The 26,399-nt window shown below is 73.2% G+C and carries 24 protein-coding genes; 14 read left to right on the top strand and 10 right to left on the bottom strand.

The annotated features are described in order from the left end of the window. Nucleotides 1-28 precede the first annotated feature (28 nt). Together ACW69E_RS13340 and ACW69E_RS13345 are read right to left on the bottom strand one after the other, a co-directional pair. Nucleotides 29-541: an SUKH-3 domain-containing protein gene (locus ACW69E_RS13340; protein ID WP_457498423.1), complete on the bottom strand. Its 513-nt coding sequence runs from the start codon at nt 539-541 to the stop codon at nt 29-31. Further along, nucleotides 538-1,044 carry a YwqJ-related putative deaminase gene (locus ACW69E_RS13345; RefSeq protein WP_457498424.1) on the bottom strand — a complete coding sequence of 169 codons (507 nt, stop codon included), beginning with the start codon at nt 1,042-1,044 and terminating at the stop codon, nt 538-540. The genes ACW69E_RS13340 and ACW69E_RS13345 overlap by 4 nt, the downstream gene beginning before the upstream one ends. Before the next feature lie 282 nt (nt 1,045-1,326). Here ACW69E_RS13345 and ACW69E_RS13350 point away from each other — a divergent pair, with 282 nt between their 5' ends. From ACW69E_RS13350 to ACW69E_RS13390, 9 genes are all read left to right on the top strand, one after another. Next, nucleotides 1,327-2,331, top strand: coding sequence for an SMI1/KNR4 family protein (locus tag ACW69E_RS13350; protein ID WP_457498425.1), 1,005 nt, complete (start codon nt 1,327-1,329; stop codon nt 2,329-2,331). Between the two features lie 6 nt (nt 2,332-2,337). Continuing rightward, nucleotides 2,338-4,740, top strand: coding sequence for an SUKH-4 family immunity protein (locus ACW69E_RS13355; RefSeq protein ID WP_457498426.1), 2,403 nt, complete (start codon nt 2,338-2,340; stop codon nt 4,738-4,740). Nucleotides 4,741-4,980: 240 nt separating this feature from the next. Continuing rightward, on the top strand, nt 4,981-5,985 hold the full coding sequence (locus tag ACW69E_RS13360; protein ID WP_457498427.1) for a cellulose-binding protein: 1,005 nt from the start codon (nt 4,981-4,983) through the stop codon (nt 5,983-5,985). Between the two features lie 198 nt (nt 5,986-6,183). Further along, the gene (glmU, locus tag ACW69E_RS13365) at nt 6,184-7,650 is read left to right on the top strand and encodes a bifunctional UDP-N-acetylglucosamine diphosphorylase/glucosamine-1-phosphate N-acetyltransferase GlmU (protein WP_457498428.1); all 1,467 of its coding nucleotides are present in this window, start codon (nt 6,184-6,186) and stop codon (nt 7,648-7,650) included. Nucleotides 7,651-7,740: 90 nt separating this feature from the next. Beyond that, a complete protein-coding gene (locus tag ACW69E_RS13370; RefSeq protein WP_457498429.1) occupies nt 7,741-8,718 on the top strand; it encodes a ribose-phosphate diphosphokinase in 978 nt (325 codons plus the stop codon). Between the two features lie 225 nt (nt 8,719-8,943). Further along, complete coding sequence (locus ACW69E_RS13375; RefSeq protein ID WP_457498430.1) at nt 8,944-9,534, top strand: 50S ribosomal protein L25/general stress protein Ctc; 591 nt, start codon at nt 8,944-8,946, stop codon at nt 9,532-9,534. Between the two features lie 117 nt (nt 9,535-9,651). Beyond that, entirely contained in the window at nt 9,652-10,242 is a 591-nt protein-coding gene (gene pth, locus ACW69E_RS13380) for an aminoacyl-tRNA hydrolase (RefSeq protein ID WP_457498431.1), read from the top strand. Nucleotides 10,243-10,341: 99 nt separating this feature from the next. Continuing rightward, nucleotides 10,342-10,887, top strand: a complete 546-nt coding sequence (locus tag ACW69E_RS13385) for a hypothetical protein (protein ID WP_457498432.1) — start codon at nt 10,342-10,344, stop codon at nt 10,885-10,887. A gap of 209 nt (nt 10,888-11,096) precedes the next feature. After that, nucleotides 11,097-11,918: an LPXTG cell wall anchor domain-containing protein gene (locus ACW69E_RS13390; RefSeq protein WP_457498433.1), complete on the top strand. Its 822-nt coding sequence runs from the start codon at nt 11,097-11,099 to the stop codon at nt 11,916-11,918. Nucleotides 11,919-12,055: 137 nt separating this feature from the next. Here ACW69E_RS13390 and ppc read toward each other — a convergent pair whose 3' ends face one another. Next, nucleotides 12,056-14,743 (bottom strand): phosphoenolpyruvate carboxylase, encoded by a 2,688-nt coding sequence (gene ppc, locus ACW69E_RS13395; RefSeq protein WP_457498467.1) that lies wholly within the window; start codon nt 14,741-14,743, stop codon nt 12,056-12,058. A 382-nt stretch (nt 14,744-15,125) separates the two neighbouring features. Between ppc and ACW69E_RS13400 the strand changes: the two genes are divergently transcribed. Together ACW69E_RS13400 and ACW69E_RS13405 are read left to right on the top strand one after the other, a co-directional pair. Next, entirely contained in the window at nt 15,126-16,136 is a 1,011-nt protein-coding gene (locus tag ACW69E_RS13400; RefSeq protein ID WP_457498434.1) for an acyl-CoA desaturase, read from the top strand. A gap of 7 nt (nt 16,137-16,143) precedes the next feature. Then, a complete protein-coding gene (locus tag ACW69E_RS13405) occupies nt 16,144-16,812 on the top strand; it encodes a TetR family transcriptional regulator (protein WP_457498435.1) in 669 nt (222 codons plus the stop codon). Between the two features lie 52 nt (nt 16,813-16,864). Here the strand turns inward: ACW69E_RS13405 and ACW69E_RS13410 are convergent, their stop codons facing one another. Together ACW69E_RS13410 and ACW69E_RS13415 are read right to left on the bottom strand one after the other, a co-directional pair. Beyond that, a complete protein-coding gene (locus tag ACW69E_RS13410) occupies nt 16,865-17,236 on the bottom strand; it encodes a glyoxalase (RefSeq protein WP_457498436.1) in 372 nt (123 codons plus the stop codon). A gap of 63 nt (nt 17,237-17,299) precedes the next feature. Further along, complete coding sequence (locus tag ACW69E_RS13415) at nt 17,300-18,133, bottom strand: trans-aconitate 2-methyltransferase (protein WP_457498437.1); 834 nt, start codon at nt 18,131-18,133, stop codon at nt 17,300-17,302. 71 nt (nt 18,134-18,204) lie between these two features. On the opposite strand from ACW69E_RS13415, the gene ACW69E_RS13420 reads away from it, so the two are divergent. Beyond that, nucleotides 18,205-18,699 carry a MarR family winged helix-turn-helix transcriptional regulator gene (locus ACW69E_RS13420; protein ID WP_457498438.1) on the top strand — a complete coding sequence of 165 codons (495 nt, stop codon included), beginning with the start codon at nt 18,205-18,207 and terminating at the stop codon, nt 18,697-18,699. Nucleotides 18,700-18,746: 47 nt separating this feature from the next. Here ACW69E_RS13420 and ACW69E_RS13425 read toward each other — a convergent pair whose 3' ends face one another. From ACW69E_RS13425 to galT, 4 genes are all read right to left on the bottom strand, one after another. Then, a complete protein-coding gene (locus tag ACW69E_RS13425) occupies nt 18,747-19,499 on the bottom strand; it encodes a LuxR C-terminal-related transcriptional regulator (protein WP_457498439.1) in 753 nt (250 codons plus the stop codon). Between the two features lie 342 nt (nt 19,500-19,841). Next, nucleotides 19,842-21,053, bottom strand: coding sequence for a galactokinase (galK, locus tag ACW69E_RS13430; protein WP_457498468.1), 1,212 nt, complete (start codon nt 21,051-21,053; stop codon nt 19,842-19,844). An 8-nt stretch (nt 21,054-21,061) separates the two neighbouring features. Then, nucleotides 21,062-22,072 (bottom strand): UDP-glucose 4-epimerase GalE, encoded by a 1,011-nt coding sequence (gene galE, locus ACW69E_RS13435; RefSeq protein ID WP_457498440.1) that lies wholly within the window; start codon nt 22,070-22,072, stop codon nt 21,062-21,064. After that, nucleotides 22,069-23,193, bottom strand: coding sequence for a galactose-1-phosphate uridylyltransferase (galT, locus tag ACW69E_RS13440; protein ID WP_457498441.1), 1,125 nt, complete (start codon nt 23,191-23,193; stop codon nt 22,069-22,071). Before galT ends, galE begins: the two co-directional genes overlap by 4 nt. Before the next feature lie 119 nt (nt 23,194-23,312). On the opposite strand from galT, the gene ACW69E_RS13445 reads away from it, so the two are divergent. Together ACW69E_RS13445 and ACW69E_RS13450 are read left to right on the top strand one after the other, a co-directional pair. Next, a complete protein-coding gene (locus ACW69E_RS13445) occupies nt 23,313-24,986 on the top strand; it encodes a sodium:solute symporter family protein (RefSeq protein ID WP_457498442.1) in 1,674 nt (557 codons plus the stop codon). 239 nt (nt 24,987-25,225) lie between these two features. Then, on the top strand, nt 25,226-25,513 hold the full coding sequence (locus tag ACW69E_RS13450; RefSeq protein ID WP_457498469.1) for a hypothetical protein: 288 nt from the start codon (nt 25,226-25,228) through the stop codon (nt 25,511-25,513). Nucleotides 25,514-25,573: 60 nt separating this feature from the next. Here ACW69E_RS13450 and ACW69E_RS13455 read toward each other — a convergent pair whose 3' ends face one another. Beyond that, on the bottom strand, nt 25,574-26,287 hold the full coding sequence (locus ACW69E_RS13455; protein WP_457498443.1) for a LuxR C-terminal-related transcriptional regulator: 714 nt from the start codon (nt 26,285-26,287) through the stop codon (nt 25,574-25,576). Nucleotides 26,288-26,399 lie beyond the last annotated feature (112 nt).

Raw genomic sequence — 26,399 nt, forward strand, 5'->3', positions numbered from 1 at the left:
GAGCTGAGACCGGGGCCGGGCCCGGTGGTCATTCCGGGGCGCGGGTGAGGCGTTTGGGGTTGGTGCCGGTGACGAGGGTGGTGAGGGCGGCGTCGAGGGTGGGGCCGAGGTACCAGTCGCCGGTGTGGTCGATGCTGTAGACGCGGCCTTGTTCGTCGATGGCGAGGAGGGCGTTGCCGTTGTCCTCCTCGCCGAGGGGTGCGATGGCGGTTTCGAGGGCGCGTCCGAGGTCGTTGAGGGTGCGGGGCCAGTGGAGGCCGTGCAGGGGGTCGATGCGGACGGCTGTGGGGGCGATGTGGCGGCCGGGTTCGGTGCTGGTGATGTGGAGTCCGCCGAATTCGGCCCAGGCTTCGACGGCTGCGGGGAAGACCGCGTGCTGGTGTCCGGTGGGTGAGCGGTGGGCTCTGAGGGTGTCGGCCCAGATTTCGGCTTGTGCGATGTGGTGGCGTCCGGGTGTCCAGCCGGCGGCGCGGAGGGCGGCGTCGACGGGGACGGGGAAGCGGGTGGTGGTGTCGCGGGGGTGGGGGATGGGGGTGTTCACCGTTCTCCTGCGGGGTCGACGGGGCGTACGCCGAAGTGTGCGAGGAGGGCTGTGCAGGAGCGGCAGGGGGGTGCGTAGGTGCCGTGTGCGGGGTCGCCGTCCTCGCGGATGCGCCGGGTGGTGATCTTGGCGCCTTTGAGGGCTTTGCGGGCTTCGCCGGTGCTGAGGGGTTTGCGGCTGGCGCGTTTGCTGCGGGCCGCTTCGGTGGTGGTGAGGTGGCGGGAGATGAGGACGGCTTCGGGGCAGCGTCCGGTGTGGCGTTCGCGCTGGGGGGTGGTGAGGGTGTCGAGGTAGTCCTGGACGAGGGGGTGGTGGGCCGGGGGGGTGTCGGCTTTTCCGGCGGTGCAGGTGAGGGTCTGGCCGCGGACGGAGAGGGCTGCGGCGACGGTGGGCATGATGCCGTCGCGGCGGTGGCGCGGGACGGGGGTGGTGTCGTCGGGTGCGCCCCAGCCGATGCGGGGGTCCGAGGGGTGTTCGGCGGTGTTGTGTTGTGTGGCGTGCATGGTTGGGTTTCCTCCCCGCGCATCCCCCCGATGGCGTTGGTTCAGGGTGCCAAACGCGGGGGCTTTTGGGAAAGCGGGGTCGGTTTCGGGGCATGTCGTGGGGCGTGTCCGGGCCCGGTGGGGCCGTGTCGTGAGTGTGCCGTGCCGGGGTGGCGGGTTGATCGTCGGGGTGCGTGGCGGGGTGGGTGGACGGGGCGGGACCGGTGGCGGGGGTTGCGCATAGGCTGTGCTCGTCAGCGCCCATCGGCGCCCGTAAGCCAGTTGCCAGCAGGGGGCACCGCCATGACGACAGGTAGGCCTGGGTTGGGGGTTTCTCCCGGTTCTCGTTCCGGGGAGGGGTCCGCGCCGCCGAATGCGGCCTATGCCGGTCAGGTCGTGCGTTTTCCGGATCCGGTGCGGGCTGCCCGGTATCCGGGCGGTGTGCGGGTGGACGAGCGGGGTTATCCGGATTTCTCGCCGTTCGCGCGTGCGGCGGTGGAGATCGCGGAGCCGCCGGAGGGCTTCGGTGCGGACGAGTTGCGGTTGACCGACCATGTGTCGGCGAACGCGGCGATGCATGCGGAGGGCCATGAGTTGTGGGCGGAGTTGCCGTCGGTGGCGACTCCGCACGGCTGGACGTGGCATCACGTGGCGGGGGGTCGCCGGCTGGAGTTGGTGCCGGTGGAGGTGAAGGCTCTGCTGCGGCATCACGGTGGTCTGGCGACGGCTGTGGTGGATCACGGGAAGCGGGGGACGCGGCCGCTGCAGGAGACGCGTCCGGTGCACTTCGAGGTGCCGCACGGGGTGGCGGTGTCCGAGGAGCAGGTGCTGGACGCGGAGGAGGCTCTGGGGTACCGGCTGCCGGAGGCGTACCGGTCGTTCCTGAAGGCGGCGGGTGGTTGTGCGCCGGCGGGGGTGGCGCTGGACGCGGAGTTGGGGCTGCTGGTGGATCAGCCGTTCTTCACGGTGCGTGAGGAGGCGGCGGTCAATGATCTGGTGTACGTGAACAAGTGTCTGCGGGATCACCTGACGAAGGACTACCTGGGTGTGGCCTTCGTGCAGGGCGGGATCGTCGCGGTGAAGGTGCGCGGTGAGGCGCCGGGTTCGGTGTGGTTCTGCGCGTACGACGATGCGCGGGACCGGGACGGGCTGTCGGTGCAGGAGCGGGTGGCGGGGCTTCTGCTGCCGTGCGGTGCGGATTTCGACGACTTCCTGCTGCGGCTGGCGGGTAATCCGCCGGAGTTGGAGACCGTGGCCGGCCTGATGGTGGACGGCGGGTTCGCGCGTGCCGTTCCGGTGGAGGGGTGAGGCTCGATGGTGACGTTCGCGCAGGCGCAGGAGCGTGCGGAGCGCTGGGTCAACGGTGGTGTTCCGGCGTACCAGCACCGTGAGGTGCGGGTGCGGGAGTTCGATCTGGGTTTCGTGGCGTGGGCGGAGGATCGTCCCGACGGTCCGTCGTCGGGGGGTGGCCGGCAGCGGCTGGTGATCGCGCGGGACAGTGGTGAGTCGACGCTGTGGCCGGCGTTGCCGGTGGGTGAGGTGATCCGGCGGTACGAGGAGGAGTACGGGGCTTCGGAGGGGCCGGTGGCGGCGGATCCGCCGCGGCGGGTGGATCTGGAGGCGACGTCGTTTCTGCTGACGCCGCCGGAGTGGTTGCAGGAGGCGGCGGACCAGTTGGGGATTCCGGGCCGCCGGGAGGCCGCCGGTCCGGAGGGTTCGGACGGGCCGGGCGGGTCGTCGGGCGGTTCCGTGTCGCCGGCCGTGTCGCCGGCGCCTTCGTCCGCTCCGGAGCCCGCGCCCTCCTCCGCTTCCGTGCCCACGCCTCCCCCGGCGCCGGTTTCCGGTTCCGGTTCCGACCCCGGTTCCGGTTCGCCGTGGGATGCGGCGGACACCAGCGGCAGCGGGGGTGGTGTGGGGTCGGTGCGGCCGCCGGTGACGGTGTTCGCGCCGCCGATCAGCGGGAGTGACGACGAGGAGGGCGGGCCGGATCGGGCGCCCGGGGGGAGCGCGGAGGCGAAGACGGCGCTGCTGCCGGAGGGCAGTGCGCTGCCGAGGACGACGGTGGCCCCGGCGGTGGATGGTTCGCAGGGCTCGCCGCAGGGTGCCGCGCAGGTTCCGGGGGCCGGGGACGAGGGGCGGGCGCGGGACCGGCAGCCGCAGCGGCCGCCGGCTCCGGCGACTCCGCCGGGCGGGGTGCACCATGCGGCGACGATGCTGGCCGACCCGTCGGCGGGCGGCCCCGGTGCTCCCGGTGCTCCTGGTACTCCTCCGCCGGCCGCTCCGGCCGGTCCGGGTGCTCCCCCGCCGCCGCCGGGTGCTCCGCAGCCGCCCGGTGCTCCGGGGGTGCCGGGGGATGTGGCCACCAGCCGTGCGCCGAAGCGCGGCGGTGGGCCGTCCGTGCCGCCGCCGCCCGGGGAGCCGGGTGTTCCGGGGGCGCGTCCCGGGGGCGCGGGTGCGGCTGCTCCGGGGGGTCCGTCCGGTGGTGCGGCCTATGCGCCGACGCAGTTGGTGTCGGCGGACGAGGTGGCGGCCCAGGGTGGCGCCGGTACTCCCGCGCCGGGTACTCCGGCCGCTCCGGGCGGCGGGGTGCACCATGCGGCGACGATGCTGGCGGGCCCCGGCGGTCCCGGTCCGGCCGGCCCGGCCGGTCCGGGTACTCCCCCGCCGCCGGGTGCGCCCGGGGTTGTGCCGGGTGCGCCGTCGTACGGCTATCCGCAGCAGCCGTCCGGTGTGCCGATGGTCGGGCCGGGCTATATGGCGGTGCTGCGCTACCGCGCGCCGGACGGTTCCGAGCAGCAGCTGATCCGCCGTTCGGCTCCGGGTACTCCGCATCCGGAGTGGCAGATCCTGCACGAGCTGCGGGCGATGAACGTTCCGCCGCAGCAGGTGCTGGAGCTGCACACGGAGCTGGAGTGCTGCGACGTTCCCGGTGGTTACTGTGCGCGGATGGTGCGGGAGTCCTGGCCGCAGGTGCGGATCAGCCACACCGCGCCGTACGGGCGTGATGTGGCCTCCCGTCGGCAGGGAGTGCGTCATCTGATAGAGCACCAGGGGGAGTTGCACCAGGTGGCCGACGGTCCGGCGCGTCCGGCGCCGGTGCGGGTGCCGCTGCCGCCGCCGCATATGCTCCAGCCGGCGCCGCCGGCCGGGCCGGAGGGTGTGGCGCAGGAGCTGGTGCAGGCGTTCGGGCCGCAGGCGGTGTTCCGTTTCGACCAGCGTGCGGTCTCCCGGCAGGGTGTGCCGGACGTGGTGGCGCAGACGCTGATGTGGGCGGGTCTGCCGGTGGAGTTCGGTCCGTTCTTCTGGGCGCAGGCGCAGCCCGGGCGTCCGGTGCCGACGCTGGCGGAGCTGGCGCAGGAGCGCGGGGTGGCGCCCGCGGCGGACGCGGCCTCGTATCTGGTGATGGGCAACGACTACGGGCGCCAGTTGTGTGTGCAGTACGGCACGGCGCACATCGTGGCGGTGCCTCTGGAGGCTCCCGCGGGCGGGGGGCCGGCGGCGGCGCAGTTCGTCAACAGCGGTCTGCCGGAGTTCGTGCGTTGTATGGCGCTGCTGGGCCGGATGTGGCGGCTGCGGTACGGGCTGACGCCGGAGCAGGCGGGCCGCTGGACGGTGGATTTCCAGGGGATGCTGGCGTGTCTGGATCCGGCGGCTCTGGCCGGTCCGGAGAACTGGTGGTCGGTGCTGCTCGAGCAGATGTGGGACGGGTTGCTGTAGTCACCCCGCCGCGGCCTCCGGCCGTCGTTTTCCGGTCTTCGCCGGTGTGTTCGTGCCCGGCCCCCGCCGCGCGGGGGCCGGGCACCGCTGTTCCCGCGCCGTTCCTCCGGCCGGGGGGCGTGCCGGGAGGGTCACGCTTCCGCGGGGGTTCGCATGGTTTGTGTCGGTTGCGGCGTGTGGGGTCTCATGGCGCATGCTGGGTGGGATGTCCGCCGGATTGTGTGAAGGTTGGGGTTCACGATGTCTGCGTCGTCCGCGTCCAGGTCCAGGTCGCCTCATGGTTTCGCCGTCGTACGGGGCCGCGGTTACCGGCCCGATCAGGTCGACCGCTTCGCCGACGGGCTCTACGGGGATCTGGAGGAGGCGCGGGAGCGCCTGACCCGGCTGGGGGTGCTGGCCGGTGAGCTGGAGGCGGAGGCGGACCGGCTGCGGGGGGTGGTCGCCGCGCTGCCTCCGCAGACGTACGAGGCGCTGGGCGAGCGGGCCCGGCTGATCCTGTCCGAGGCGGAGGCCGAGGCCGGGGAGTTGCGGGAGCGGGCGCGTGAGGAGTCGCGCCGGGTGCTGGAGGGGGCGCAGGCCGGCGCCCGGGATCGGCGTGAGGCGGCGCACGAGGGTGCGGCCCGGGTGCGGCGGGAGGCGGACGAGGCGGCGCAGGCGCTGCTGGGGCGGGCCCGGGAGCGGGCCGGTGAGCTTGTGTCGAAGGCGCGTGCGGAGGCCGGGGAGCTGCTGGAGGCCGGCGGGCGCGAGTTGCGGGAGATGGCCGAGCGCTGTGAGGCGCTGCTGCTGGCGCAGGAGAGGAAGCAGGCCGAGGAGGCCGGTGAGCGGGAGGCGGAGCTGGCCGCGCGCGAGGCGGCGGTGGAGGAGCGGGTCGCCGAGCTGTCGGGGCGGGGTGAGGCGGTTCTGGAGCGGGCGCGGCGCGAGGCGGCCGGGGCGGAGGAGAACGCGCGGCGGCTTCAGGCGGAGGCCGAGGAGCGGGCTGCGGAGCTGCTGGCGCGGGCGCGGCTGCGGCGGGAGCGTGTGGAGCGGGAGACGGAGCGGATCGTGCGGGCGCACGAGCAGCGGCGGGAGGCGGTGCGCCAGCACATGGCGCATGTGCGCGCGAGTCTGGCGGCGATCACCGGGCGCGGCACGGGCGGCGCGGACGGCGCGGGTGACGCGGAAGTCCCGGGTGGCGCGGGCGGCCCGGAGGGCCCCGGCGGTACGGGCGGCGCGACGGTGCCGGGCCAGGGGGCACCGGCGGAATGACCGGGTCCCCCCGGGTATCCTGCGGATGACACCACACCTTCCCGCGCGGTTTCACCGCGGTCCCTTCCGTGAACCGGCGGTGGCCGCCGGGTGTGCGGGAGTGGTCCTGCGGGTGGGTTCCGTGTCGGTCCGGCAGCCCGTCCCGCCATCCGTCCACAAGACGTCCGAAGTTCCGTCCCGAAGCCGAAGGGCACACCCGTGAGCGCCAACCGCCCGGCAGCCGTCGTCGTCCTCGCAGCGGGTGAGGGCACCCGTATGAAGTCCGCCAGGCCCAAGGTCCTGCACGACATCTGCGGGCGGTCGCTCGTGGGTCATGTGGTGGCGGCCTCCCGCGAGCTGGATCCCGAGGAGCTGGTGGTGGTCGTCGGCCACGGCCGCGAGCAGGTCACCGAGCATCTGACGGCGCTGGACGCGAAGGCGCGCACGGCGGTGCAGACCGAGCGGCGGGGTACCGGGCACGCGGTGCGCACCGCGCTTCAGGCGCTGGCGGCCGACGGGGTGCGCCCGTCGGGGACGGTGGTGGTCGTCTGCGGCGACACCCCGCTGCTGACCGGCGAGACGCTGTCGGACCTGGCCGAGGCGCACGCGGGGCAGGGCAACGCGGTGACGGTGCTGTCGGCCGAGGTGCCGGACGCGACCGGTTACGGGCGGATCGTGCGTGCCGGGGACGGCGCGGTGACGGCGATCGTGGAGCACAAGGACGCCACCGAGGAGCAGCGGGCCGTCCGGGAGATCAACTCGGGGGTCTTCGCGTTCGACGGGCGGCTGCTGGCCGAGGCGCTGGGCCGGATCGGCACGGACAACAGCCAGGGCGAGGAGTACCTGACGGACGTGCTGGGCATTCTGCGCGCCCAGGGGCACCGGGTGGGCGCGTGTGTGGCGGGCGACCACCGGGAGATCGTCGGGATCAACAACCGGGTGCAGCTGGCGGAGGCGCGCAGGCTGCTGAACGACCGGCTGCTCCGGCGGGCGATGCTGGCCGGTGTGACGGTGGTGGATCCGGCGTCGACGTGGCTGGACGTGACGGTGACGTACGAGCCGGACGCGCTGGTGCACCCGGGTACGCAGCTGCTGGGGTCCACGCGTCTGGGCGCGGGCTGCGAGGTCGGGCCGAACTGCCGGCTGGCGGACACCGTCGTCGGCGAGGGCGCGGTGGTGTCCAACGCGGTGACGGAGGCGGCGGAGATCGGCCCGGGCGCTTCGGTGGGCCCGTACGCGTATCTGCGGCCCGGGACGCGGCTGGGTGCGAAGTCGAAGGCGGGCACGTATGTGGAGATGAAGAACGCCGAGGTGGGCGAGGGTACGAAGGTGCCGCATCTGTCGTACGTGGGCGACGCGACGATCGGCGAGTACTCGAACATCGGTGCCGCGAGCGTGTTCGTGAACTACGACGGGGTGAACAAGCACCACACCACGATCGGCTCGCACTGCCGGACGGGGTCGGACAACATGTTTGTGGCTCCTGTCACGGTCGGGGACGGGGCGTACACCGCCGCCGGGTCCGTGATCACCAAGGATGTGCCGCCCGGTTCGCTGGCCGTCGCGCGCGGCCAGCAGCGCAATATCGACGGCTGGGTGGCCCGCAAGCGTCCCGGGAGCGCGGCCGCGCGGGCGGCCCAGGCCGCCGCGCGGGAGGACGGCGACGACCCCGTGGCCCAGGGATGACCTGGCGGAAGTGCGCTGGGCAGGGCGTACCGTGAGAAGCGCACACCGTGGTGCGCCCCGACGAATCGATGCTCGCAAGGAGATTGTGTTGTGACCGGGATCAAGACGACCGGCCAGAAGAAGATGATGTTCTTCTCCGGCCGCGCCCACCCCAGTCTGGCGGAGGAGGTCGCGGGGCAGCTCGGTGTCGGCGTGGTCCCGACCAAGGCGTTCGACTTCGCCAACGGCGAGATCTACGTGCGCTTCCAGGAGTCGGCCCGTGGCGCCGACTGCTTCCTGATGCAGAGCCACACCGCTCCGATCAACAAGTGGATCATGGAGCAGCTGATCATGGTGGACGCGCTCAAGCGGGCCTCGGCCCGGAGCATCACCGTGATCGTGCCGTTCTACGGCTACGCGCGGCAGGACAAGAAGCACCGCGGCCGTGAGCCGATCTCGGCGCGGCTGGTCGCGGATCTGCTCAGGACGGCCGGTGCCGACCGGATCCTCACCATCGATCTGCACACCGACCAGATCCAGGGCTTCTTCGACGGTCCGGTCGACCACCTGTTCGCGCTGCCGGTGCTGACGGACTACGTGGGCGGCAAGGTGGACCGCTCCAAGCTGACGGTGGTCTCGCCGGACGCGGGCCGGGTGCGGGTCGCCGACCGCTGGTGCGACCGGCTGGGCGCGCCGCTGGCGATCGTGCACAAGCGCCGCGACCCGGACGTGGCGAACCAGGTGACCGTCCACGAGGTCGTCGGCGATGTGCGGGGCCGGGTGTGTGTGCTGGTGGACGACATGGTCGACACCGGCGGCACGATCTGCGCGGCCGCCGACGCGCTGTTTGCCAACGGTGCCGAGGACGTGATCGTGGCTGCCACGCACGGTGTGCTGTCCGGCCCGGCGGCGGACCGGCTGAAGAACTCCAAGGTGAGCGAGTTCATCTTCACCGACACCCTGCCGACGCCGAGCGAGGTGGACGTCGACAAGATCACGGTGCTGTCGATGGCGCCGACGATCGCCCGCGCGGTGCGCGAGGTGTTCGAGGACGGTTCGGTGACGAGCCTCTTCGACGAGCAGGCGTAACGGTTCGGCGGGGGCGCCGTGCCGGGCGGGTGTCCGGTGCGGCGCCCCCTGCCGTGTCCGCTCCCGCTTCGCCGGGGCGGTAGACTCGTGGAGTTGCTCGGCGAGGGAGCCGTGCCCGCGGTGGCACGGTGATCCGTTATCGACGCGCTCTTCGCAGCAGGTCAGTCGTGGCCGAGTAGCTCTGGCAACCGCCACAGAACCGACTTGAGAGACGAGGAGTGCGTCATGGCTGACGTCAAGATCTCCGCCGAGATCCGCAAGGAGTTCGGCAAGGGTGCGTCCCGCAGGCTCCGCCGCGAGGAGAAGGTCCCCGGTGTCATCTACGGGCACGGCACCGAGCCGGTGCACGTGGCCCTTCCCGGCTACGACCTGATGATGGCCCTGAAGACCTCCAACGTGCTGATCACGCTGGACATCGAGGGCCGCCAGGAGCTGGTGATCCCCAAGGCCGTGCAGCGCGAGGCGATCCGCGGCTTCCTGGTCCACATCGACCTGCTGGTCGTCAAGCGGGGCGAGCGGGTCACCGTCGAGATCCCGGTCCACACCGAGGGCGACCTGGCCCCGGGCCAGTTCCTGCTGGAGCACGTGCTGAACACGCTGCCGGTGGAGGCCGAGGCGACCCACATCCCGGAGTCCGTGACCGTCTCCATCGAGGGCCTGGCCGCCGGCGACTCCGTCCTGGCCAAGGACATCCCGCTGCCCAAGGGCTCCTCGCTGGCCGTCGAGGAGGACACCGTCGTCCTCAACGTGCTGGCCGCGCAGGCCGAGGCTCCCGCGGAGGGCGAGGCCGCCGAGGGCGAGGCCGCCGCGGAGTGATCCGCGGGGTTCGCCCCCTTCTTCTCCGGCCGCCGGCCCGCGCCGTGGGCGCGGGCCGGCGGCCGTGGTGCTTCCCCCGTAGGTCCGCGGTAGGTCTGCTGTAGGAGAGAGACGACGATGAGCGACGCCGACGCCCCCTGGCTGGTGGTGGGCCTGGGCAACCCCGGCCCCGAGTACGCGGCGAACCGGCACAACGTGGGTTTCATGGTCGCCGATCTGCTGGCCGGGCGGATCGGGGGGAAGTTCAAGACGCACCGCTCGCGGGCGCAGGTACTGGAAGGCCGGCTGGGCTCTCCGGGCACCGGGAGCCGCCGGGTGGTGCTGGCCAAGCCGATGTCGTACATGAACCTCTCGGGCGGCCCCGTCACCGCGCTGCGCGACTTCTACAAGGTGCCGCTGGATCATCTGGTCGTCGTCCACGACGAGCTGGACATCGACTACGGGGTGCTGCGGCTGAAGGCGGGCGGCGGTGACAACGGCCACAACGGGCTGAAGTCGATCACCAAGTCGCTCGGTCCCGGCTACCACCGGGTGCGCTTCGGCATCGGCCGTCCGCCGGGGCGGATGCCGGTGGCCGACTTCGTGCTGAAGGACTTCTCCTCCGCCGAGCGCAAGGAGCTCGACTACTTCGTGGACCGGGCCGCCGACGCCGTGGAGTGCCTGCTGGTGGACGGTCTGGAGCGGGCGCAGGGCACGTACAACTCCTGAGCCGGGACCGGGCCGCACCCGCAGCGCGGGGCCTTTGGGGCGTACGCCGGGGGCGCACGGAGGTTGACCTTCCGCTTCCCGGTGCCCCAGGATCCCGCCATGTCTCCTGGGTCCCTGGGCACCTCCGTAAGGCGCAGCCGGGTGCGCCGGGCGGGTGAGAGCGCGTACGGCCTGCTGCTACTGGCGAGGGCGGCGCTGATGGGCGTGGTGGCGGCGGTGCTGCTGATGGCCGGCGTGTGGGTCTCCCTCGACGGGACCCGGCAGGCGGTGGCCGAACGCGGCGCGGTGCGCGGCACGATGACCGTCGCCGAGTGCGACGGGTGGAGGTGCACGGGGCCGTTCGCGCCGGAGGGCGGCGGCGAGGGCGCGCGTGCGGAGGTGGCCGTCGAGGCGCCGGTGTCGTACGAGGCCGGTGAGCGGCTCCCGGTGGCACTGTGGCCCGGCCGGGAGGGCTCCGGCGGGCCGGGCGGGGCCGAGGTGGTGCGCACCGGTACCGCCGGTGTGCTGTACGCGTGGCTGCCGCTGGCGGGTGCGCTGGTGCTGGCCTCGCCGGTGGTCGGGGGCGGCCTGGGGATGCGGCGCACGGCGTGGGGGGCCGGGCTGCTGGGGGCCGCGCTGCTGGGGGCGGCGTTCGCGCTGCTGTGAGCCGCGGCCTCCCGGACCTTCCCACCCCTAAGCATTTTGATCTTGATATTGATCTGATTGTTACACGACACCCTCTGGGGCAGAGGTGACGCATGGGGACAGATGTGGCGTACCGCGCTTGACCGGTCCCGTGTGGCGGGAAAAGCTACGCCCACCCCCCTCATTCTCCACACGTCCAAGATGCCCCCCGCCACCGAAGGTGGTAGTTCATGCGCATTCTCACTTCCACGCGTGCGGCAGCGGTGGCCGCGGCCGCCTGCATGGCGCTTGCTCCGGCCGCCCCCGCGTTCGCGACGGGTTCCTCCTCTCCCGAACTGCGTCAGCCGCTGCCCATCACCGCGGCCGAGTTCGAGAAGGGCGAGTGCCCGACCGTTCCGGAGGACAAGGACGGCTGGCACTTCGTCCTGCCGGGCAACAAGGCCGTCTTCACCAAGCTCACGGTCACCTTCGAGCCCGGCGGCACCCAGACGATCACCGACTTCGGGCCGCCGTCCGACATGCACGCCTACGCGGCCTCCGAGCCCGGGGCGAAGCTCGTCGGCGCCGAGGCCGAGATCGACGGAAAGGTCCCGCAGGGCAAGTTCGTCCTGTCCCACACCTGCCCCGCCACCGACAGCACCGGCGGCTCCACGGGCGAGACCACCGAGGGCTCCACCGGTGAGACCACCGAGGGCACCACCGGCGGCGGTGAGGAGACCACCGGCGGCAGCACGGAGGGCACCTCCGAGGGCACCACCGGTGAGACCACCGAAGGCACCACCGAGGGCACCACCGGTGAGACCACCGAGGGCGCCGCGGGCGGCGAGGAGACCACCGGCGGCACCGAGGGTTCCACCGGCGAGGGCTCGACCGGTGAGGCCACCGAGGGCGCCGCGGGCGGCGAGGAGCCGGGCGCCTCGACGGGCGAGGGCGGCAACCTGGCCGAGACCGGTTCCGAGGCCCCCGTCGCCGCGCTCGCGGCGGCCGCCGCCGCACTGCTGGGCGCCGGCTCGTACCTGGTGATGCGCCGCCGCAAGGCCGCCCAGGGCTGACCCCCAGGGGTCCTGCGCGAGGCGCACGGCCGCAGACAGGACGAAGGGGCCCTCTCCCACCCGGGAGAGGGCCCCTTCGCCGTTCGCCTGCCCGCCCGCGCCCCCGCCGGGACGCGGCGCGCGGCACGCCGCGCGCGTCAGCCGGTGTTGCGCAGGCCCGCCGCGACTCCGTTGACCGTCAGCAGCAGGGCGCGGCCCAGCAGCGGATCGGGCTCCTCGCCGCGCTCGGCGGCCTCGCGCTGCCGTGCCAGCAGCGTGACCTGGAGGTAGGAGATCGGGTCCAGGTAGGCATCACGGATGGCGAAGGTCTGCTTGAGCACCGGCTGGGCGTCCAGCAGTTCCCGCTCGCCGGTGATCCGCAGCACCTCGCGCACCGTCAGCTCGTGCTCGGCCTCGATGGTGGCGAAGATGTGCCGCAGCTCGGCCGGCACCAGCGTCTCCACGTAGTGCCGGGCGATCCGCAGGTCCGTCTTGGCCAGCGTCATCTCGACGTTGGACAGGAAGTTGCGGAAGAAGTGCCAGCGCCCGTAGGCCTCGTCCAGCACGCTGTCGAGCCCGGCCTCGCGCGCCGCCTTCAGGCCCGTGCCGACGCCGAACCAGCCGGGCACGATCTGCCGCGACTGGGTCCAGCCGAACACCCACGGGATCGCCCGCAGCCCGTCCAGGCCGGCGCCGGAGTCGGGGCGGCGCGAGGGGCGGGAGCCGAGGTAGAGGTCGGCGAGCTGGTCCACGGGGGTGGAGGCGAAGAAGTACGCGGGCAGGTCCGGGTCGTCCACCAGCGCGCGGTAGGCGCTGTGGGCGGCCTCGGAGACGGTGTCCATCGCCGCGTCCCAGCGGGCCAGCGCCTCGTCGGACTGGCGGGGCGCGGTGTGCAGGGCGGAGGCCTGGAGGGTGGCGGCCACCGTCTGCTCCAGGTTCTCCCGGGCCAGGGAGGGGATGAGGTACTTGTCGGAGATGACCTCGCCCTGCTCGGTGACCTTGATCTCGCCCTCCAGCGTGCCCCAGGGCTGGGCGAGGATCGCGTCGTGGGTGGGGCCGCCGCCGCGGCCGACGGTGCCGCCGCGGCCGTGGAACAGGCGCAGCCGCACCCCGTGGCGGTGGGCGACGTCGCGCAGCCGCCGCTGGGCCCGGTGGATCTCCCACTGGGAGGTGGTGATGCCGCCGAACTTGGAGGAGTCGGAGTAACCGAGCATGACCTCCTGGACGTCGCCGCGCAGGGCGACCAGACGCCGGTAGGAGGGGTCGGACAGCATCGAGTCCAGCAGCTCGTCGGCGATGCGCAGCTCGTCGGTGGTCTCCAGCAGCGGCACGACGCCGATGCGGGCCCAGCCTGCGTGCAGGTCGATCAGACCCGCCTCGCGCGCGAGGACGGCGACGGCGAGGACGTCGTCGGCGCCCCGGCACATGGAGATGATGTAGGACTCGATGACCTCGGGGCCGAAGGTGTCCAGCGCCCTGCGGACGGTGGTGAAGACGCCGAAGGTCTTGGCTCCGGCGGCGTCCAGCGGCGCGGGCTGCGGGGCCAGCGGGCGGCGGGAGCGCAGTTCCTTGGCGAGCAGCCGCCGCCGGTAGTCGCGCGGCATGTCGGCGTAGCGCCAGGACTCCTCGCCGAGCCGGTCGAAGAGCTGCCCGAGGGCGTGGTGGTGCGCGTCGGCGTGCTCGCGCACGTCCATGGTGGCCAGCTGGAGGCCGAAGGCGCCCAGGGTGCGCATCACGCGCTCCAGGTGGCCGTCGGCGACCAGCGAGCCGCGGTGCTCGCGCAGGGAGTTCTGGACCAGCTCCAGGTCGGCCAGGAGTTCGCCGGTGCCCAGGTAGTCGCGGCCGGGCACGTGCGGGTCGCCCTCGGCCAGGCGCTCGCGGGTGTTGAGCAGCTTCTGCCGGATGCAGGTGACCTTGAGCCGGTAGGGCTCCTCGGCGTTGAGGCGCTTGTAGCGGGGGCTGATCTCCGGCAGGAGTTCGAGGTCGCGCTCCAGGGACTCCCGCAGTTCGTCGGTGACGCCGCTGATGCGGATGGAGTTGGACAGGGCCGCGCGCAGCTCGTCGACGTGCTCCAGGGCGTCGGTGATGCCGTGCTCGTGCTGGAGCAGCAGCACCTCCCAGGTGACGGCGGGGGTGACGTTGGGGTTGCCGTCGCGGTCGCCGCCGATCCAGGTGCCGAAGGTCAGCGGGCGGGTGGCGGGCGGGAGCGGGGCTCCGGCGCGCTCCAGCTCGGCGGCGAGGTCCTCCAGGACGTCGCCGACGGCGTCGCGGTGCAGCTCGTCGAGGTAGTAGACGGCGTTGCGCGCCTCGTCGGCCGGCTCGGGGCGGGCCACGCGCAGCTCGTCGGTCTGCCAGATCAGGTCGATGTTCTCGGCGAGCCGCAGGTCGGTGCGGCGGCGCTCGTTGGGGTCGGTGTTCTCCAGCAGCTCGGCGACCTTGCGGAGCTTGGTGAGCACCGACCGGCGGGCGGCCTCGGTGGGGTGGGCGGTGAAGACCGGGCGTACGCCGAGGTTCGCCGCGGTCTCCCGCAGGTGGGCGGGGTCGGCGTCCTTGAGCATGTCCGCGGTGCGGGCGAGGTTTCCGCCCTCGGCGGCGCGCCGGGCGCGCAGTTCGCGGCCGCGGTGGACCTGCTCGGTGACGTTGGCGAGGTGGAAGTAGGTCGAGAAGGCCCTCACCAGCTTGGTGGCCGTGGCGAGGTCGGTGCGGCTGAGCAGGGCGGCGGCGGCCTCGCCGTCGGTCCTGGTCAGGGCACGTACGCGCTCGACGAGCTCCAGCAGCTCGGCGCCCTCCTGGCGGACGAGCGTCTCGCCGAGGAGGTCGCCCAGCCGACGGATGTCGGCCCGCAGGGCGGCGCTGGTCTCGGCACGGGCTTCGGGGGTGGCCTCGAGCGGGGCTTCGGGGGCGCTGGGTTCCTTTCGGGCGTCCGGGGTACCCGGACGGCCCGCCGTGGGGACCTCCGCGGCCGGGGAAGGGTTCTTGCCAACCGGGTTCGGGGAGGTGTCGGCACTGCTCACAGGTGCGGCTCCTTGCGGCGATGCTTCTGGCAGGTCACGGACCGCGTTGTCCGACGACCCCCAGGATATGCCGCCCGCGGAGTGTGCGGATCATCCAGTCCACCATGCGGCCCTCTTGCCCCTACACCCATGACTGCCATACTTACGATTGCGTAGGTTACGGGACCGTAAGTAACGCACCCCCCCGTCCCCCAGCTTCAAACGAGAGTTCTTTATGACGATCAGTCCGGACGTGCTTCGCACGAAATCCCAAGACACAGCGAGCACAGCCGAATCCGCCGCGGAGTCCGGGGAACCGATCCCCTCGGCCACGCTCGGCGGCGAGCAGCGCCGTTCCGTCGAGCAGATCACCCTCCTGCTGTTCATCACCGTCCCCTTCGTCGCCCTGGTGGCCGCGGTTCCGCTCGCCTGGGGGTGGGGGGTGAGCTGGCTGGACCTCGGGCTGCTGGTCGGCATGTACTTCCTGGGCTGCCACGGCATCACCATCGGTTTCCACCGCTACTTCACCCACGGCGCGTTCAAGGCGAAGAAGCCGCTGCGCGTCGCGCTGGCGATCGCCGGGTCGATGGCCGTGGAGGGTCCGCTGGTGCGGTGGGTCGCCGACCACCGCAAGCACCACAAGTACTCCGACGCCGAGGGCGACCCGCACTCCCCGTGGCGCTACGGCGAGACCGTGCCCGCCCTGCTCAAGGGCCTGTGGTGGGCCCATGTGGGCTGGATGTTCGACGAGGAGCAGACGCCGCAGCACAAGTACGCCCCGGACCTGATCAAGGACCCGGTCATCCGTCGCGTCTCCCGCCAGTTCGTGCTGTGGACGGCCGTGTCGCTGGCCCTTCCGCCGGTGGTCGGCGGGCTGGTCACGATGAGCTGGCAGGGCGCGCTGACCGCGTTCTTCTGGGGCTCGCTGGTGCGGGTGGCGCTGCTGCACCACGTCACCTGGTCGATCAACTCCATCTGCCACGCGGTGGGCAAGCGCCCGTTCAAGTCGCGTGACCGCTCGGGCAACGTGTGGTGGCTGGCGGTGCTCTCCTGCGGGGAGTCCTGGCACAACCTGCACCACGCGGACCCGACCTGCGCCCGGCACGGCGTCCTGAAGGGCCAGATCGACTCCAGCGCCCGGCTGATCCGCTGGTTCGAGAAGGCCGGCTGGGCGTACGACGTGCGCTGGCCGTCGCGAAAGCGGATCGACGCCCGCCGCCGGGAGGAGGCCGCCGAAGCGGCATGATGGAGGAGTGGCGACCGACGACAGCAGTACCAAGCGCAGGCACTCAGGCTCCACCCGGCGGACCCGCCGCCGGATGACGGGGAAGGAACGCCGCGAGCAACTGCTGGACATCGGTCGCGCGCTCTTCGCCGAACGCGGTTTCGAGGGCACGTCGGTGGAGGAGATCGCGGCGAAGGCCGGGGTCTCCAAACCGGTGGTCTACGAGCACTTCGGCGGCAAGGAGGGGCTGTACGCGGTCGTGGTCGACCGGGAGATGCGGCGGCTGCTGGACATGGTGACGGGGGCACTGACCGGCGGCCATCCGCGTGAGCTGCTGGAGCAGGCGGCGTTCGCGCTGCTGGACTACATCGAGCAGTACACCGACGGGTTCCGCATCCTGGTGCGGGACTCGCCGGTGGCCCAGTCGACGGGCAACTTCGCCTCGCTGATCAGCGACATCGCCACCCAGGTGGAGGACATCCTGGGTCTGGAGTTCAAGGCGCGCGGCTTTGACCCGAAGCTGGCCCCGCTGTACGCACAGGCCCTGGTGGGCATGGTGGCCCTGACGGGCCAGTGGTGGCTGAACGCCCGCAAGCCCGACAAGCCCGAGGTGGCCGCCCATCTGGTGAACCTCGCCTGGCACGGGCTGGACGGTCTGGAGCCCAAACCACGCCTGATAGGCCACCGCCGCAGCTGAGCCCGGCGGCCGGGCTCCCCTCCTCTTCCGTTTCTCCTCTTCCGTGCTTTCCTCACCCGTGCGGCTGGAGGAACTCCAGCCGGTTGCCGACGGGGTCGGCGCTGTGGAAGCGGCGCACGCCCGGGACGGAGCCGTCCCAGGCGACCGGGTGCCCGGCGTCCGCCAGGCGGGCGGCCAGGGCGGTCAGGGCTTCGGCGTCCGCCACCCGTAGACCCGGGTGGGCCTTGAGCGCGGGCCGGAAGCCGTCCTCGATCCCGATGTGGAGCCGGACGGAGCCGGCCTCGAACCAGCAGCCGCCGCGGGCCGCGAGGGCGGGCGGCTTGGGAGTCTCCGCCATACCGAGCAGTCCGGTGTAGAAGGCGCGCAGGACCTCCTCGGATCCGCGCGGAGCGGCGAGCTGTACGTGGTCGAGCGCCTCGATCACTCTGTCTCCTCCAGGGATTGCGCCCGGTGGGTTCCGGGCGGGTTCGCGGGGGTGTTCGCGCCCTCACGCGCGCCTGACGGCGACGGCGAAGATCCGGCGGAACGGGAAGAGGGTGCCGTGCGGGCCCGGCGGGTAGGCCTCGCGCAGCAGGTCGCGGTACTCGGCGAGGAACGCCTCGCGTGCGGCCGGGTCGGGTTCGAGCGCGGTGAGGACGGGGCGCAGGGCGGTGCCCTTCACCCACTCCAGCACCGGGTCCTCGCCGGTGAGGACGTGCACGTAGGTCGTCTCCCACACGTCCGTTTCGCAGCCGAGCGCCGCCAGCGCCTCGGCGTACTCGACGGGCTCGGCCACGGGGGCGCGGCGAGCCCCGGCTCCGAGGCGGTCGCGCCAGCGAGGTGATGCGCACAGGTCCGCGAGCAGGGTGTGCCCGGGAGCGGCGAAGTTGCCGGGGACCTGGAAGGCCAGGACGCCTGTGGGGCGCAGTGCCGCGATCCAGTCGGGGAACCGGGTGATGTGTCCGGGGCACCAGTGCAGCGCCGCGTTGGAGACGATCAGGTCGTGCGGTTCGCCGGGGCGCCAGGCGGCCAGGTCGGCGCGGGCGAAGTCCACGGCGCCGCCCTCGGAGGTGGGCCCGGCGTGTGCGCGGGCCTCGGCGAGCATCGCCTCGGACAGGTCGTAGCCGGTGATCTCCGCCGTGGGCCACTGTCCGGCCAGCAGCGCGGTCGCGTCGCCGGGGCCGCAGCCCAGGTCGGCGATGCGGGGCCGGGGCGAGGGCAGAGGAGGGACGCGGGCCAGCAGGTCGTGGAGCGGGCGCAGACGGTGGCCGGCGTGGCGGCGGTACTGCGCGGGGTCCCACAGCGGGACGCCGGTACGCCGGAGCGGGTCGGCTGGTTCCATGGCAGCAGGGTCCGCCGGAGTTATCTCGATGTCAAGAGACTTCACATCGACAGAACTACTACACTGTCCGTATGGAGGACGAGGTCGACCGACTGGTGGCAGCGTGGCGCCGCGAGCGCCCCGATCTCGATGTGGAGCCCCTGGAGGTGCTCAGCCGGGTCAGCAGACTCGCCCGCCACCTCGACCGGGCCCGCCGCATCGCCTTCGCCGAGCACGGGCTGGAGCCCTGGGAGTTCGACGTGCTGACCGCGCTGCGCCGGGCCGGCTCCCCCTACCAGCTCTCCCCCGGCCAGCTGCTGACCCAGACCCTGGTCACCTCCGGGACGATGACCAACCGCATCGACCGGCTCGCGAAGAAGGGGCTGGTGGAGCGGCTGCCCGACCCCAGCGACCGGCGCGGCGTACTGGTCCGGCTGACGGAGGCCGGGCGCGACCGGGCCGACCGGGCCCTGGCCGGGCTGCTGGAGCAGGAGCGGGCCATCCTCGCCGAGCTTCCCTCCAGCCGCCGGGCGGAGCTGGCCGGGCTGCTGCGGCAGCTCACCGCCCCCTTCGACAACATCCCCTGACGGGTCCGCCGCACGGGCCTGCGCGGGCGGGGCCGGGCGGGACGGGACTACGTCGTCACATGCTCCAGGTCCACCGGGCCGACCCCCGCCTTGCGGGCCAGCGCCACCGCGGCCAGCGTGGAGTGCACCCCCAGCTTGCCCAGCACGTTCTGCATATGGGTACGGACGGTGTGCGGGGAGAGGTACAGCCGCTCGGCGACCGCCTTGCGGCCCAGACCGGCCACCATGCAGCGCAGCACCTCGTGCTCGCGCGGGGTCAGCGACTCCACCAGCCGCTCGCTCTCGGTGCGGTGTCTGCGCGTCGCGGTCAGCTCGCGCAGCACCCCGGTCAGCAGGGCGGGCGGCAGATGCGTCTCACCGCGCAGCACCCCCCGGACCACCTGGAGCAGCCGGGAGAGCGAGCACTCCTTGGCGACCCAGCCCGACGCCCCCGCCTGGAGCGCGGCGGCCGCGCGGTGCGGGTCGTCGCGCTCGGCGAGCACCACGGTGCGGACCTCGGGGTGGTCGGTGTGGACCCGTGAGACCAGAGCGATGCCGCCGGCGGAGGCCGGTGCCTCGGCGGCCGCCGGGCCGGGCGCCGGCGAGACGCCGGTCTCCGGTACGGCGCCCCCGAGATCGGCGTCGATCAGCAGGACGTCGAAGCGGCGGCCGTCGGCCACCGCCCGTTCCAGGGCGCGCAGCGCCGCGGGACCGCTGCCGGCCGCGGCCACCTCCACGTCCTGCTCCACCGCGAGTGCCGCGGCGAGGGACTCGGCGAATATGCGGTGGTCGTCCACCACGAGAACCCGGATACGTTGCACGCACACCCCCTGCCGCCGAAAGGCCCGCCCGCGCCCGGGCGCGGCGCCCGGTGCGGGGCCGGGCGGGCCGCGCGCCCGCCGCCGTGCCCTGCTCGTACCCAGCCCCCGTGCGCCGCATCCGGCGTGTGCCGCCCCCTGATGCGCACCGGCCCCCGGCGGCCGGTGCCGTCCATCAGCGTACGGCCGGGGTACGTCCCGGAAGGCCGATTGTCGAAAACCGACCGGTCGCGCCGTCCGCGGCGACCGGAGGTGCGCGATCGGTGGCGTCCGGCGCGGCACGGTCCGACCGCTTCCGACACATCGCGGTCACCGCGCCGCGCCCGGCCCGCGGGCCGGGCGCTCTCAGCCGTACAGCCTGCGCGCCCCCGCCGAGGGGACCGCCTCGAACAGCCGCGGGGCCCGGTGGCCCGCCGCGTCGAAGGCGTCGGCGACGGCCGTGCCGACCTCCTCCGCACCGGCGGCCTCCACCAGGACGACCGCGGACCCGCCGAAGCCGCCGCCGGTCATCCGGGCGCCCAGCGCGCCCGCCGCGTTGGCCGTGTCCACCGCCAGGTCCAGCTCGGGGCAGGAGACGGCGAAGTCGTCGCGCAGCGAGGCGTGCCCGGCGGTCAGGACCGGGCCGATCGAGCGGGGGTCGCCCGCGTCGAGGAGGCCGGTGACCTCCTCCACCCGCCGGTTCTCGGTGACCACATGGCGTACCAGGGGCCGCAGCGCCGGATCGGCCAGCCGGGCCAGCGCCGCGTCCAGCTCCCCGTGGGGGACGTCGCGCAGGGCCGCCACCCCCAGGGCCGCCGCGGCCTCCTCGCAGCCCGCCCGGCGCCGGGCGTACTCGCCGTCGCCCAGCGCGTGCTTGACGCGGGTGTCCACCACCAGCAGCCGCAGTCCCTCGGCGGCCAGGTCGAACGGGATCTGGCGGGTGGCCAGGTCCCGGGTGTCGAGGTGGAGGGCGTGCCCGGCCGTGCAGCAGGCCGACGCCATCTGGTCCATGATCCCGCAGGGGACGCCGACGAAATCGTTCTCGGCCCGCCGGCAGAGCAGGGCGATCCGCTCGGGGGCGAGCCCCAGGCCGTACAGGTCGTTCAGCGCCAGCGCCGTGGCGACCTCCAGCGCGGCCGAGGAGGACAGGCCCGCGCCGGTGGGCACATCGCTGCGGATGTAGAGGTCGGCTCCCCCCTCCCGGCCGGCCAGCAGGCCGGCCTCGCGCAGCGCCCACACCACGCCGGCCGGGTAAGCGGCCCAGCCGTCGGCCGCGCCGGGGGTGAGCTTCTCGGCCCGCAGACGCACCGTGCCGCCCGACACCTCGGCCGAGTGGAGGCCCAGCACGCCGTCGTCGCGGCGGGCCGCCGCCACCCGGGTGGTGTGCGGCAGGGCCAGCGGCATGACGAAGCCGTCGTTGTAGTCGGTGTGCTCGCCGATGAGGTTGACGCGTCCCGGCGCGGCCCAGATCCCGGCGGGCTCGCCGCCGTGGACCGCGCGGAAGCCGTCGGCGGCCTCCGCCGTCTGGGCCGCGTTCAGCGCCTCCGCCTCGGCCCCGGCCTCCGCCCCCGGGTCCAGTGGCCCGTTCACGTTCCGCTCCCCTCTCCGCCGTCGCCGCCGGCGTCCAGCGCCCTGCCCCGGGCGAAGTCCCAGGCGTCGGCGACGATGTCCTTCAGGTCGGTGCGCGAGGGCCGCCAGCCCAGCCGCTGCCTGGCCCGCTCCGCCGAGGCGACCAGGAAGGCCGGGTCGCCGCCGCGGCGCGGCGCCGTCTTCTCGGGGACGGGGTGGCCGGTGACCTCGCGGACGGTGCGGATCACCTCGCGGACGGAGAAGCCGCTGCCGTTGCCCAGGTTGCACACCAGGTGCTCCCCGGGCCGCGCGGCGTCCAGCGCCAGCAGATGGGCCTCGGCCAGGTCGGCGACGTGGATGTAGTCGCGTACGCAGGTGCCGTCGGGGGTGGGGTAGTCGTCGCCGTAGACCGAGATCGCCTCCCGCTGCCCGAGCGCGACCTGGAGCACCAGCGGGATGAGGTGCGACTCGGGGTCGTGCCGCTCGCCGAGGGTGCCGTGCGCGCCTCGGTAGGCACCGGCCACGTTGAAGTAGCGCAGCGAGACGGCGGCCAGGCCGTGAGCGGCGCACTCGCCGGCGATCATGTGGTCGACGGCGAGTTTGGAGGCGCCGTAGGGGTTGGTGGGGGCGGTTGGGGCGTCCTCGCGGATGGGGACCTCCTCGGGTTCGCCGTAGGTGGCGGCGGTGGAGGAGAAGACCAGGGTGCGCACCCCGGCCCCGCGCATCGCGTCCAGCAGCGCCATCGTGCCGCCGACGTTGTTGTGCCAGTACTTCTCGGGGTGGACGACGGACTCGCCGACCTGGGAGCTGGCCGCGAAGTGGAGCACCGCGTCGTAGGAAGCGTCCAGCCAGTCGGCGGCGTCCTGGACGCGCCCCTGGACGAAGTCCGCGCCCGCCGGCACGCCCGCGCGGAAGCCGGTGGACAGGTCGTCCACCACCGTCACCCGGTGCCCGGCCTCCAGCAGGTGCGCCGCGACGACGCTTCCTACGTAGCCGGCCCCGCCGGTCACCAGATACGTGCCGCTCACCGGCTCGCCACCTCCCGCAGTCGCTGCGCCGCGCTCTCCGGCGGCACGTCGTTGATGAAGACCCCCATGCCCGACTCCGAGCCCGCCAGGTACTTCAGCTTCCCGGACGTGCGGCGGATCGTGAAGAGTTCCAGATGGAGGGCGAAGTCCGCCCGTCCGGCCCAGTCCTTGCCCCCGTCCGGGCCCAGCGGCGCCTGGTGCCAGCCGGAGATGTAGGGGGTGGGCGGCTCGCCGGGGCCGAAGATCCGGTCGAAGCGCCGCAGCAGTTCCAGGTAGACGCCGGGGAACTCGGCGCGGGCGTCCTCGCCGAGTTCCGTCAGGTCCGCCGCCCGCCGCCGGGGGTACAGGTGCACCTCGTACGGCCAGCGGGCGGCGTGCGGCACGAAGGCGGTCCAGTGGCCGGTCTCCAGCACCACGCGCCGCCCGTCGGCGCGCTCGGCGGCGACGACGTCCTCGAAGAGGTTGCCGCCGGTGCGTTCCCGGTGGGCGGCGGCCGAGCGCAGCGTCCGCTCGGTGTGCGGGGTGACGAAGGGATAGGCGTAGATCTGGCCGTGGGGGTGGCCGAGGGTGACGCCGATCTCCCGGCCCCGGTTCTCGAAGCAGAACACCTGGCGCACGCCCGGCAGCGCCGACAGCTCGGCGGTGCGGTCGGTCCAGGCGTCCAGGACCAGGGCGGCCCGCTCCTCGGTGAGGTCGGCGAAGGAGGCGTCGTGGTCGGAGGTGAAGCACACCACCTCGCAGCGCCCGGCGCCCGGGGCCCGGAGGAACAGTCCGCTTCCGTCCTCGGCCTCCGCCGGCCCCGGGGGGCCGGCCAGGGAGGGGAAGCGGTTCTCGAAGACGGCCACCTCGTAGTCCTCGGCCGGGATCTCCGTCAGCCGGCCCTCACGGGACGGGCACAGGGGGCACTCGTCGGCCGGCGGATGGTACGTGCGGGCCTGGCGGTGCGCCGTGACCGCGACCCATTCGCCGAGCAGGGGGTCGTGGCGGATCTCCGAGGCGGTGGCGACCGCGTCCAGGGGGCGCCGGTCCACGGCGTCGCGTCCCATGGCACCGCGGTCGCCTCGAACGTCGTAGTACACGAGTTCGCGGCCGTCGGCGAGGCGGGTCGGGGTCTTTTTCACGTGGGGTCTCCCTATACTGCGACCCAAACATAATCGAACATAAAAAACCATGAGTGAACATTGACGTCAAGGGGTCTCCCCCCACAGCGGCCCCGTCACGCCATGGAGGCGACCTGCTCATGCCGTCGTACCAGTTGGCCCAGGATCTTCGGCTCCCCACGAACGCCCTGGACTACACGATCCTGGCCATCTACTTCCTCGTCGTCCTCGGAGTCGGGTTCGCCGCCCGGCGCAGCATCAAGACCAGCCTGGACTTCTTCCTCTCCGGCCGCTCGCTGCCCGCCTGGGTCACCGGCCTCGCCTTCATCGCGGCGAACCTCGGCGCGCTGGAGATCCTGGGCATGGCGGCCAACGGCGCGCAGTACGGCGTCTACACCGTGCACTGGTACTGGGTGGGCGCCATCCCGGCGATGGTCTTCCTCGGCCTGGTGATGATGCCCTTCTACTACGGGTCCCGGGTGCGCTCGGTCCCCGAGTTCCTGCTGCACCGCTTCGGGCCCTCGTCGCACCTGCTCAGCGGCGTCCTCTTCTCGGCCGCCTCGGTGCTGATCGCGGGCGTCAACCTCTACGCGCTGGCCATCGTGCTGGAGGCGCTGCTGGGCTGGCCGCAGTGGGTGTCCATCGTGGTCTCGGGCCTGTTCGTGCTGCTCTACATCACCCTGGGCGGCCTGTCCTCGGCCATCTACAACGAGGTCGTGCAGTTCTTCGTGATCCTGGCCGGGCTGATCCCGCTGACCGTCCTGGCCCTGGTCCGCGTGGGCGGCTGGAGCGGGCTGCGCGACTCGCTCACCGCCTCGCAGGGCGACAACTTCGTCTCCGCCTGGGGCGGGACCGGCATCGGTTCGGACAACCCGCTGGGCGCGAACTGGCTGACCATCGTGCTCGGTCTCGGCTTCGCCCTGAGCTTCGGCTACTGGACGACGAACTTCGCCGAGGTCCAGCGCGCCCTGTCGGCCAAGAACCTCTCCGCTGCCCAGCGCACCCCGCTGATCGCCGCCTTCCCCAAGATCTTCATCCCGGCGATCGTCGTCATCCCCGGTCTGGTGGCGCTGGTGGTGGCGCCGGACATCGGGCAGGGCAGCGGCCTGGAGTACAACGAGGCGGTCCCCCTGCTGATGCGCGACCTGCTGCCCAACGGCGTGCTGGGCGTCGCGGTGACCGGTCTGCTCGCCGCCTTCATGGCCGGTATGGCCGCCAACGTCTCCGCCTTCAACACCGTCTTCACCAACGACATCTGGCGGCCCTATCTGGTCAAGGGCCGCCCGGACTCGTACTACGTGGCCACCGCGCGGGTGGTCACCGCGATCGGTGTGCTGCTGGGCATGGGGACGGCGTTCATCGCGGCGACGTTCAGCAACATCATGAACTACCTCCAGACGCTGTTCTCCTTCTTCAACGTGCCACTGTTCACCGTCTTCATCATCGGCATGTTCTGGAAGCGGATGACGGCCGCGGCCGGTTTCTGGGGGCTGCTGGCGGGCACCGTCGCGGCGATGGTCAACTACTTCTGGTTCTACCGGGGCGGTCTGCTCGACATCCCCACCGACCAGGGCGCCAACTTCGTCTCCGCCATCATCGCCTTCGTCATGGGCACGCTCGTGGTCGTGGTCCTCACCCCCCTCACCAGGCCCAAGCCCGTCGAGCGGCTGGCCGGCCTGGTGTACGGCACCCGGGCCCCCGGCGTGGCCGAGCCCCCGGCCGAGGGCGACGAGGCCTGGTACCGCAGGCCCGCGCTGCTGGGCTGGGGCGCGATCATCCTCGCCGCCCTCTGCTATCTCCCCTTCTCCTTCTGAGCGCCCCGCGCACCGCACAGCGAAGGATGTGATCCACCGTGACGAACGACGGCAACGGCAGCAACGAGGGCAACGGCGGCGAGGGGGCGGGCGGCCCGCACGGCGCCCACGAGTACCGCGGTCCCTCGGATCCCCGCACCCCCTCCGGTCCCCCGGACCCGGCCGACCCGGCCGACCCCGGTGTCCCCGGCGCCGGCAAGGGCGATCCGGAGCCGGACTGGCGGGAGGAGGAGCTCGACCTGGAGGAGCGGTCGGCCAGCGCCGCCCGGCTGTTCGACATCCGCCGTGTCATCGGCGTGCTGTTCGTGGTCTACGGCCTCCTGGTCACCATCGCCGGGCTCTTCGTCTCCGACGCCGACCTGGCCAAGGCCCAGGACGTCAACATCAACCTCTGGGCCGGGCTGTCGATGCTGGTGCTGGGACTGCTGTTCCTGCTCTGGCTGCGGCTGAGCCCGACGGTTCCGCCGCCCTCCCGGCGGGAGGCCGAAGGCGGCGGCCCCGGGGCCGCGCCGCCCGCGGAGGGCTGACCGGCGCCGTCCGCCTCCGTACGGGCCGGGGCCCGGCGGGTAGGGGGCAGGGCCGGCGCGTCAGCCCGGCCCCGCCCTCCGGTCCGCGCCCCGGTCCGTGCCGCCGTGCCCGCCGGCCACCCGGTCCAGCAGCCCGGTGCGGGCCGCCAGCGCCGCCGCCTCCAGCCGTGATCCGACCCCGAGCTTCATCAGCACCCGCTGCACATGGGTACGGGCCGTGCTGGGCGCGATCCCCATGCCCACCGCGATCGCCCGGGTGTCCTCCCCCTCCGCCACCCGCACCAGCACCTCGGCCTCGCGCGGGGTGAGCATCCGCAGCAGCCTGACGCCCTCGTCGTCCGGCTCGGCCCTGGGGTTGAGCAGCTCGGCGAAGGCGACCCGCAGCAGTTGCGGCGCCACCACCGCCTCCCCCGCCCGCGCCCTGACCATGCCGCGTTCGACGCCCTCGATCCGCTCGTCGTGCCGTATGTAGCCCGACGCCCCCGCCGCGAACGCCGCCGCGATCCCCCGCGGGCTGGGCACCGGGCCCAGCACCACCACGGCGGTCTGCGGCCGCTCCCGCCTGATCCTGGCCACGGGGTCGAACGCCCCGGGCTCGGCGGGCGACGCGGTACCCCACAGGCACACCTCGGGAGCCCTGCTGACCACCAGCTCCGCCGCCCCCGCGGCCGGCGCGGCGGCCGCGAGCACCCGGTGCCCGCGCAACCTCAGCGCCGAGGCGAGCGCCTCGGCGTGCAGTCGGTGGTCGTCGACCACCATGAGCCGCACGGTCATCCACACCCCTGTCGGTTCCGTCGGGCCCGGTCCTCCGGGGCCGGGCCGCGCTCCCGTACGGCCCTTTGAGCCGCCCGGCTCCGTCTTGCCCCCGGAAGCTACACGCTCCCCC

Source organism: Streptomyces sp. SS8 (assembly GCF_054072955.1).

Coding starts and splice junctions, on each gene's coding strand:
- ACW69E_RS13385 (WP_457498432.1), top strand. CDS start 10,342: ATGTCTCCTGGGTCCCTGGGCACCTCCGTAAGGCGCAGCCGGGTGCGC.
- ACW69E_RS13350 (WP_457498425.1), top strand. CDS start 1,327: ATGACGACAGGTAGGCCTGGGTTGGGGGTTTCTCCCGGTTCTCGTTCC.
- ACW69E_RS13420 (WP_457498438.1), top strand. CDS start 18,205: ATGGAGGACGAGGTCGACCGACTGGTGGCAGCGTGGCGCCGCGAGCGC.
- ACW69E_RS13400 (WP_457498434.1), top strand. CDS start 15,126: ATGACGATCAGTCCGGACGTGCTTCGCACGAAATCCCAAGACACAGCG.
- pth (WP_457498431.1), top strand. CDS start 9,652: ATGAGCGACGCCGACGCCCCCTGGCTGGTGGTGGGCCTGGGCAACCCC.
- ACW69E_RS13415 (WP_457498437.1), bottom strand. CDS start 18,133: ATGGAACCAGCCGACCCGCTCCGGCGTACCGGCGTCCCGCTGTGGGAC.
- ACW69E_RS13355 (WP_457498426.1), top strand. CDS start 2,338: ATGGTGACGTTCGCGCAGGCGCAGGAGCGTGCGGAGCGCTGGGTCAAC.
- ACW69E_RS13360 (WP_457498427.1), top strand. CDS start 4,981: ATGTCTGCGTCGTCCGCGTCCAGGTCCAGGTCGCCTCATGGTTTCGCC.
- ACW69E_RS13455 (WP_457498443.1), bottom strand. CDS start 26,287: ATGACCGTGCGGCTCATGGTGGTCGACGACCACCGACTGCACGCCGAG.
- ACW69E_RS13390 (WP_457498433.1), top strand. CDS start 11,097: ATGCGCATTCTCACTTCCACGCGTGCGGCAGCGGTGGCCGCGGCCGCC.
- ACW69E_RS13445 (WP_457498442.1), top strand. CDS start 23,313: ATGCCGTCGTACCAGTTGGCCCAGGATCTTCGGCTCCCCACGAACGCC.
- ACW69E_RS13375 (WP_457498430.1), top strand. CDS start 8,944: ATGGCTGACGTCAAGATCTCCGCCGAGATCCGCAAGGAGTTCGGCAAG.
- ACW69E_RS13345 (WP_457498424.1), bottom strand. CDS start 1,044: ATGCACGCCACACAACACAACACCGCCGAACACCCCTCGGACCCCCGC.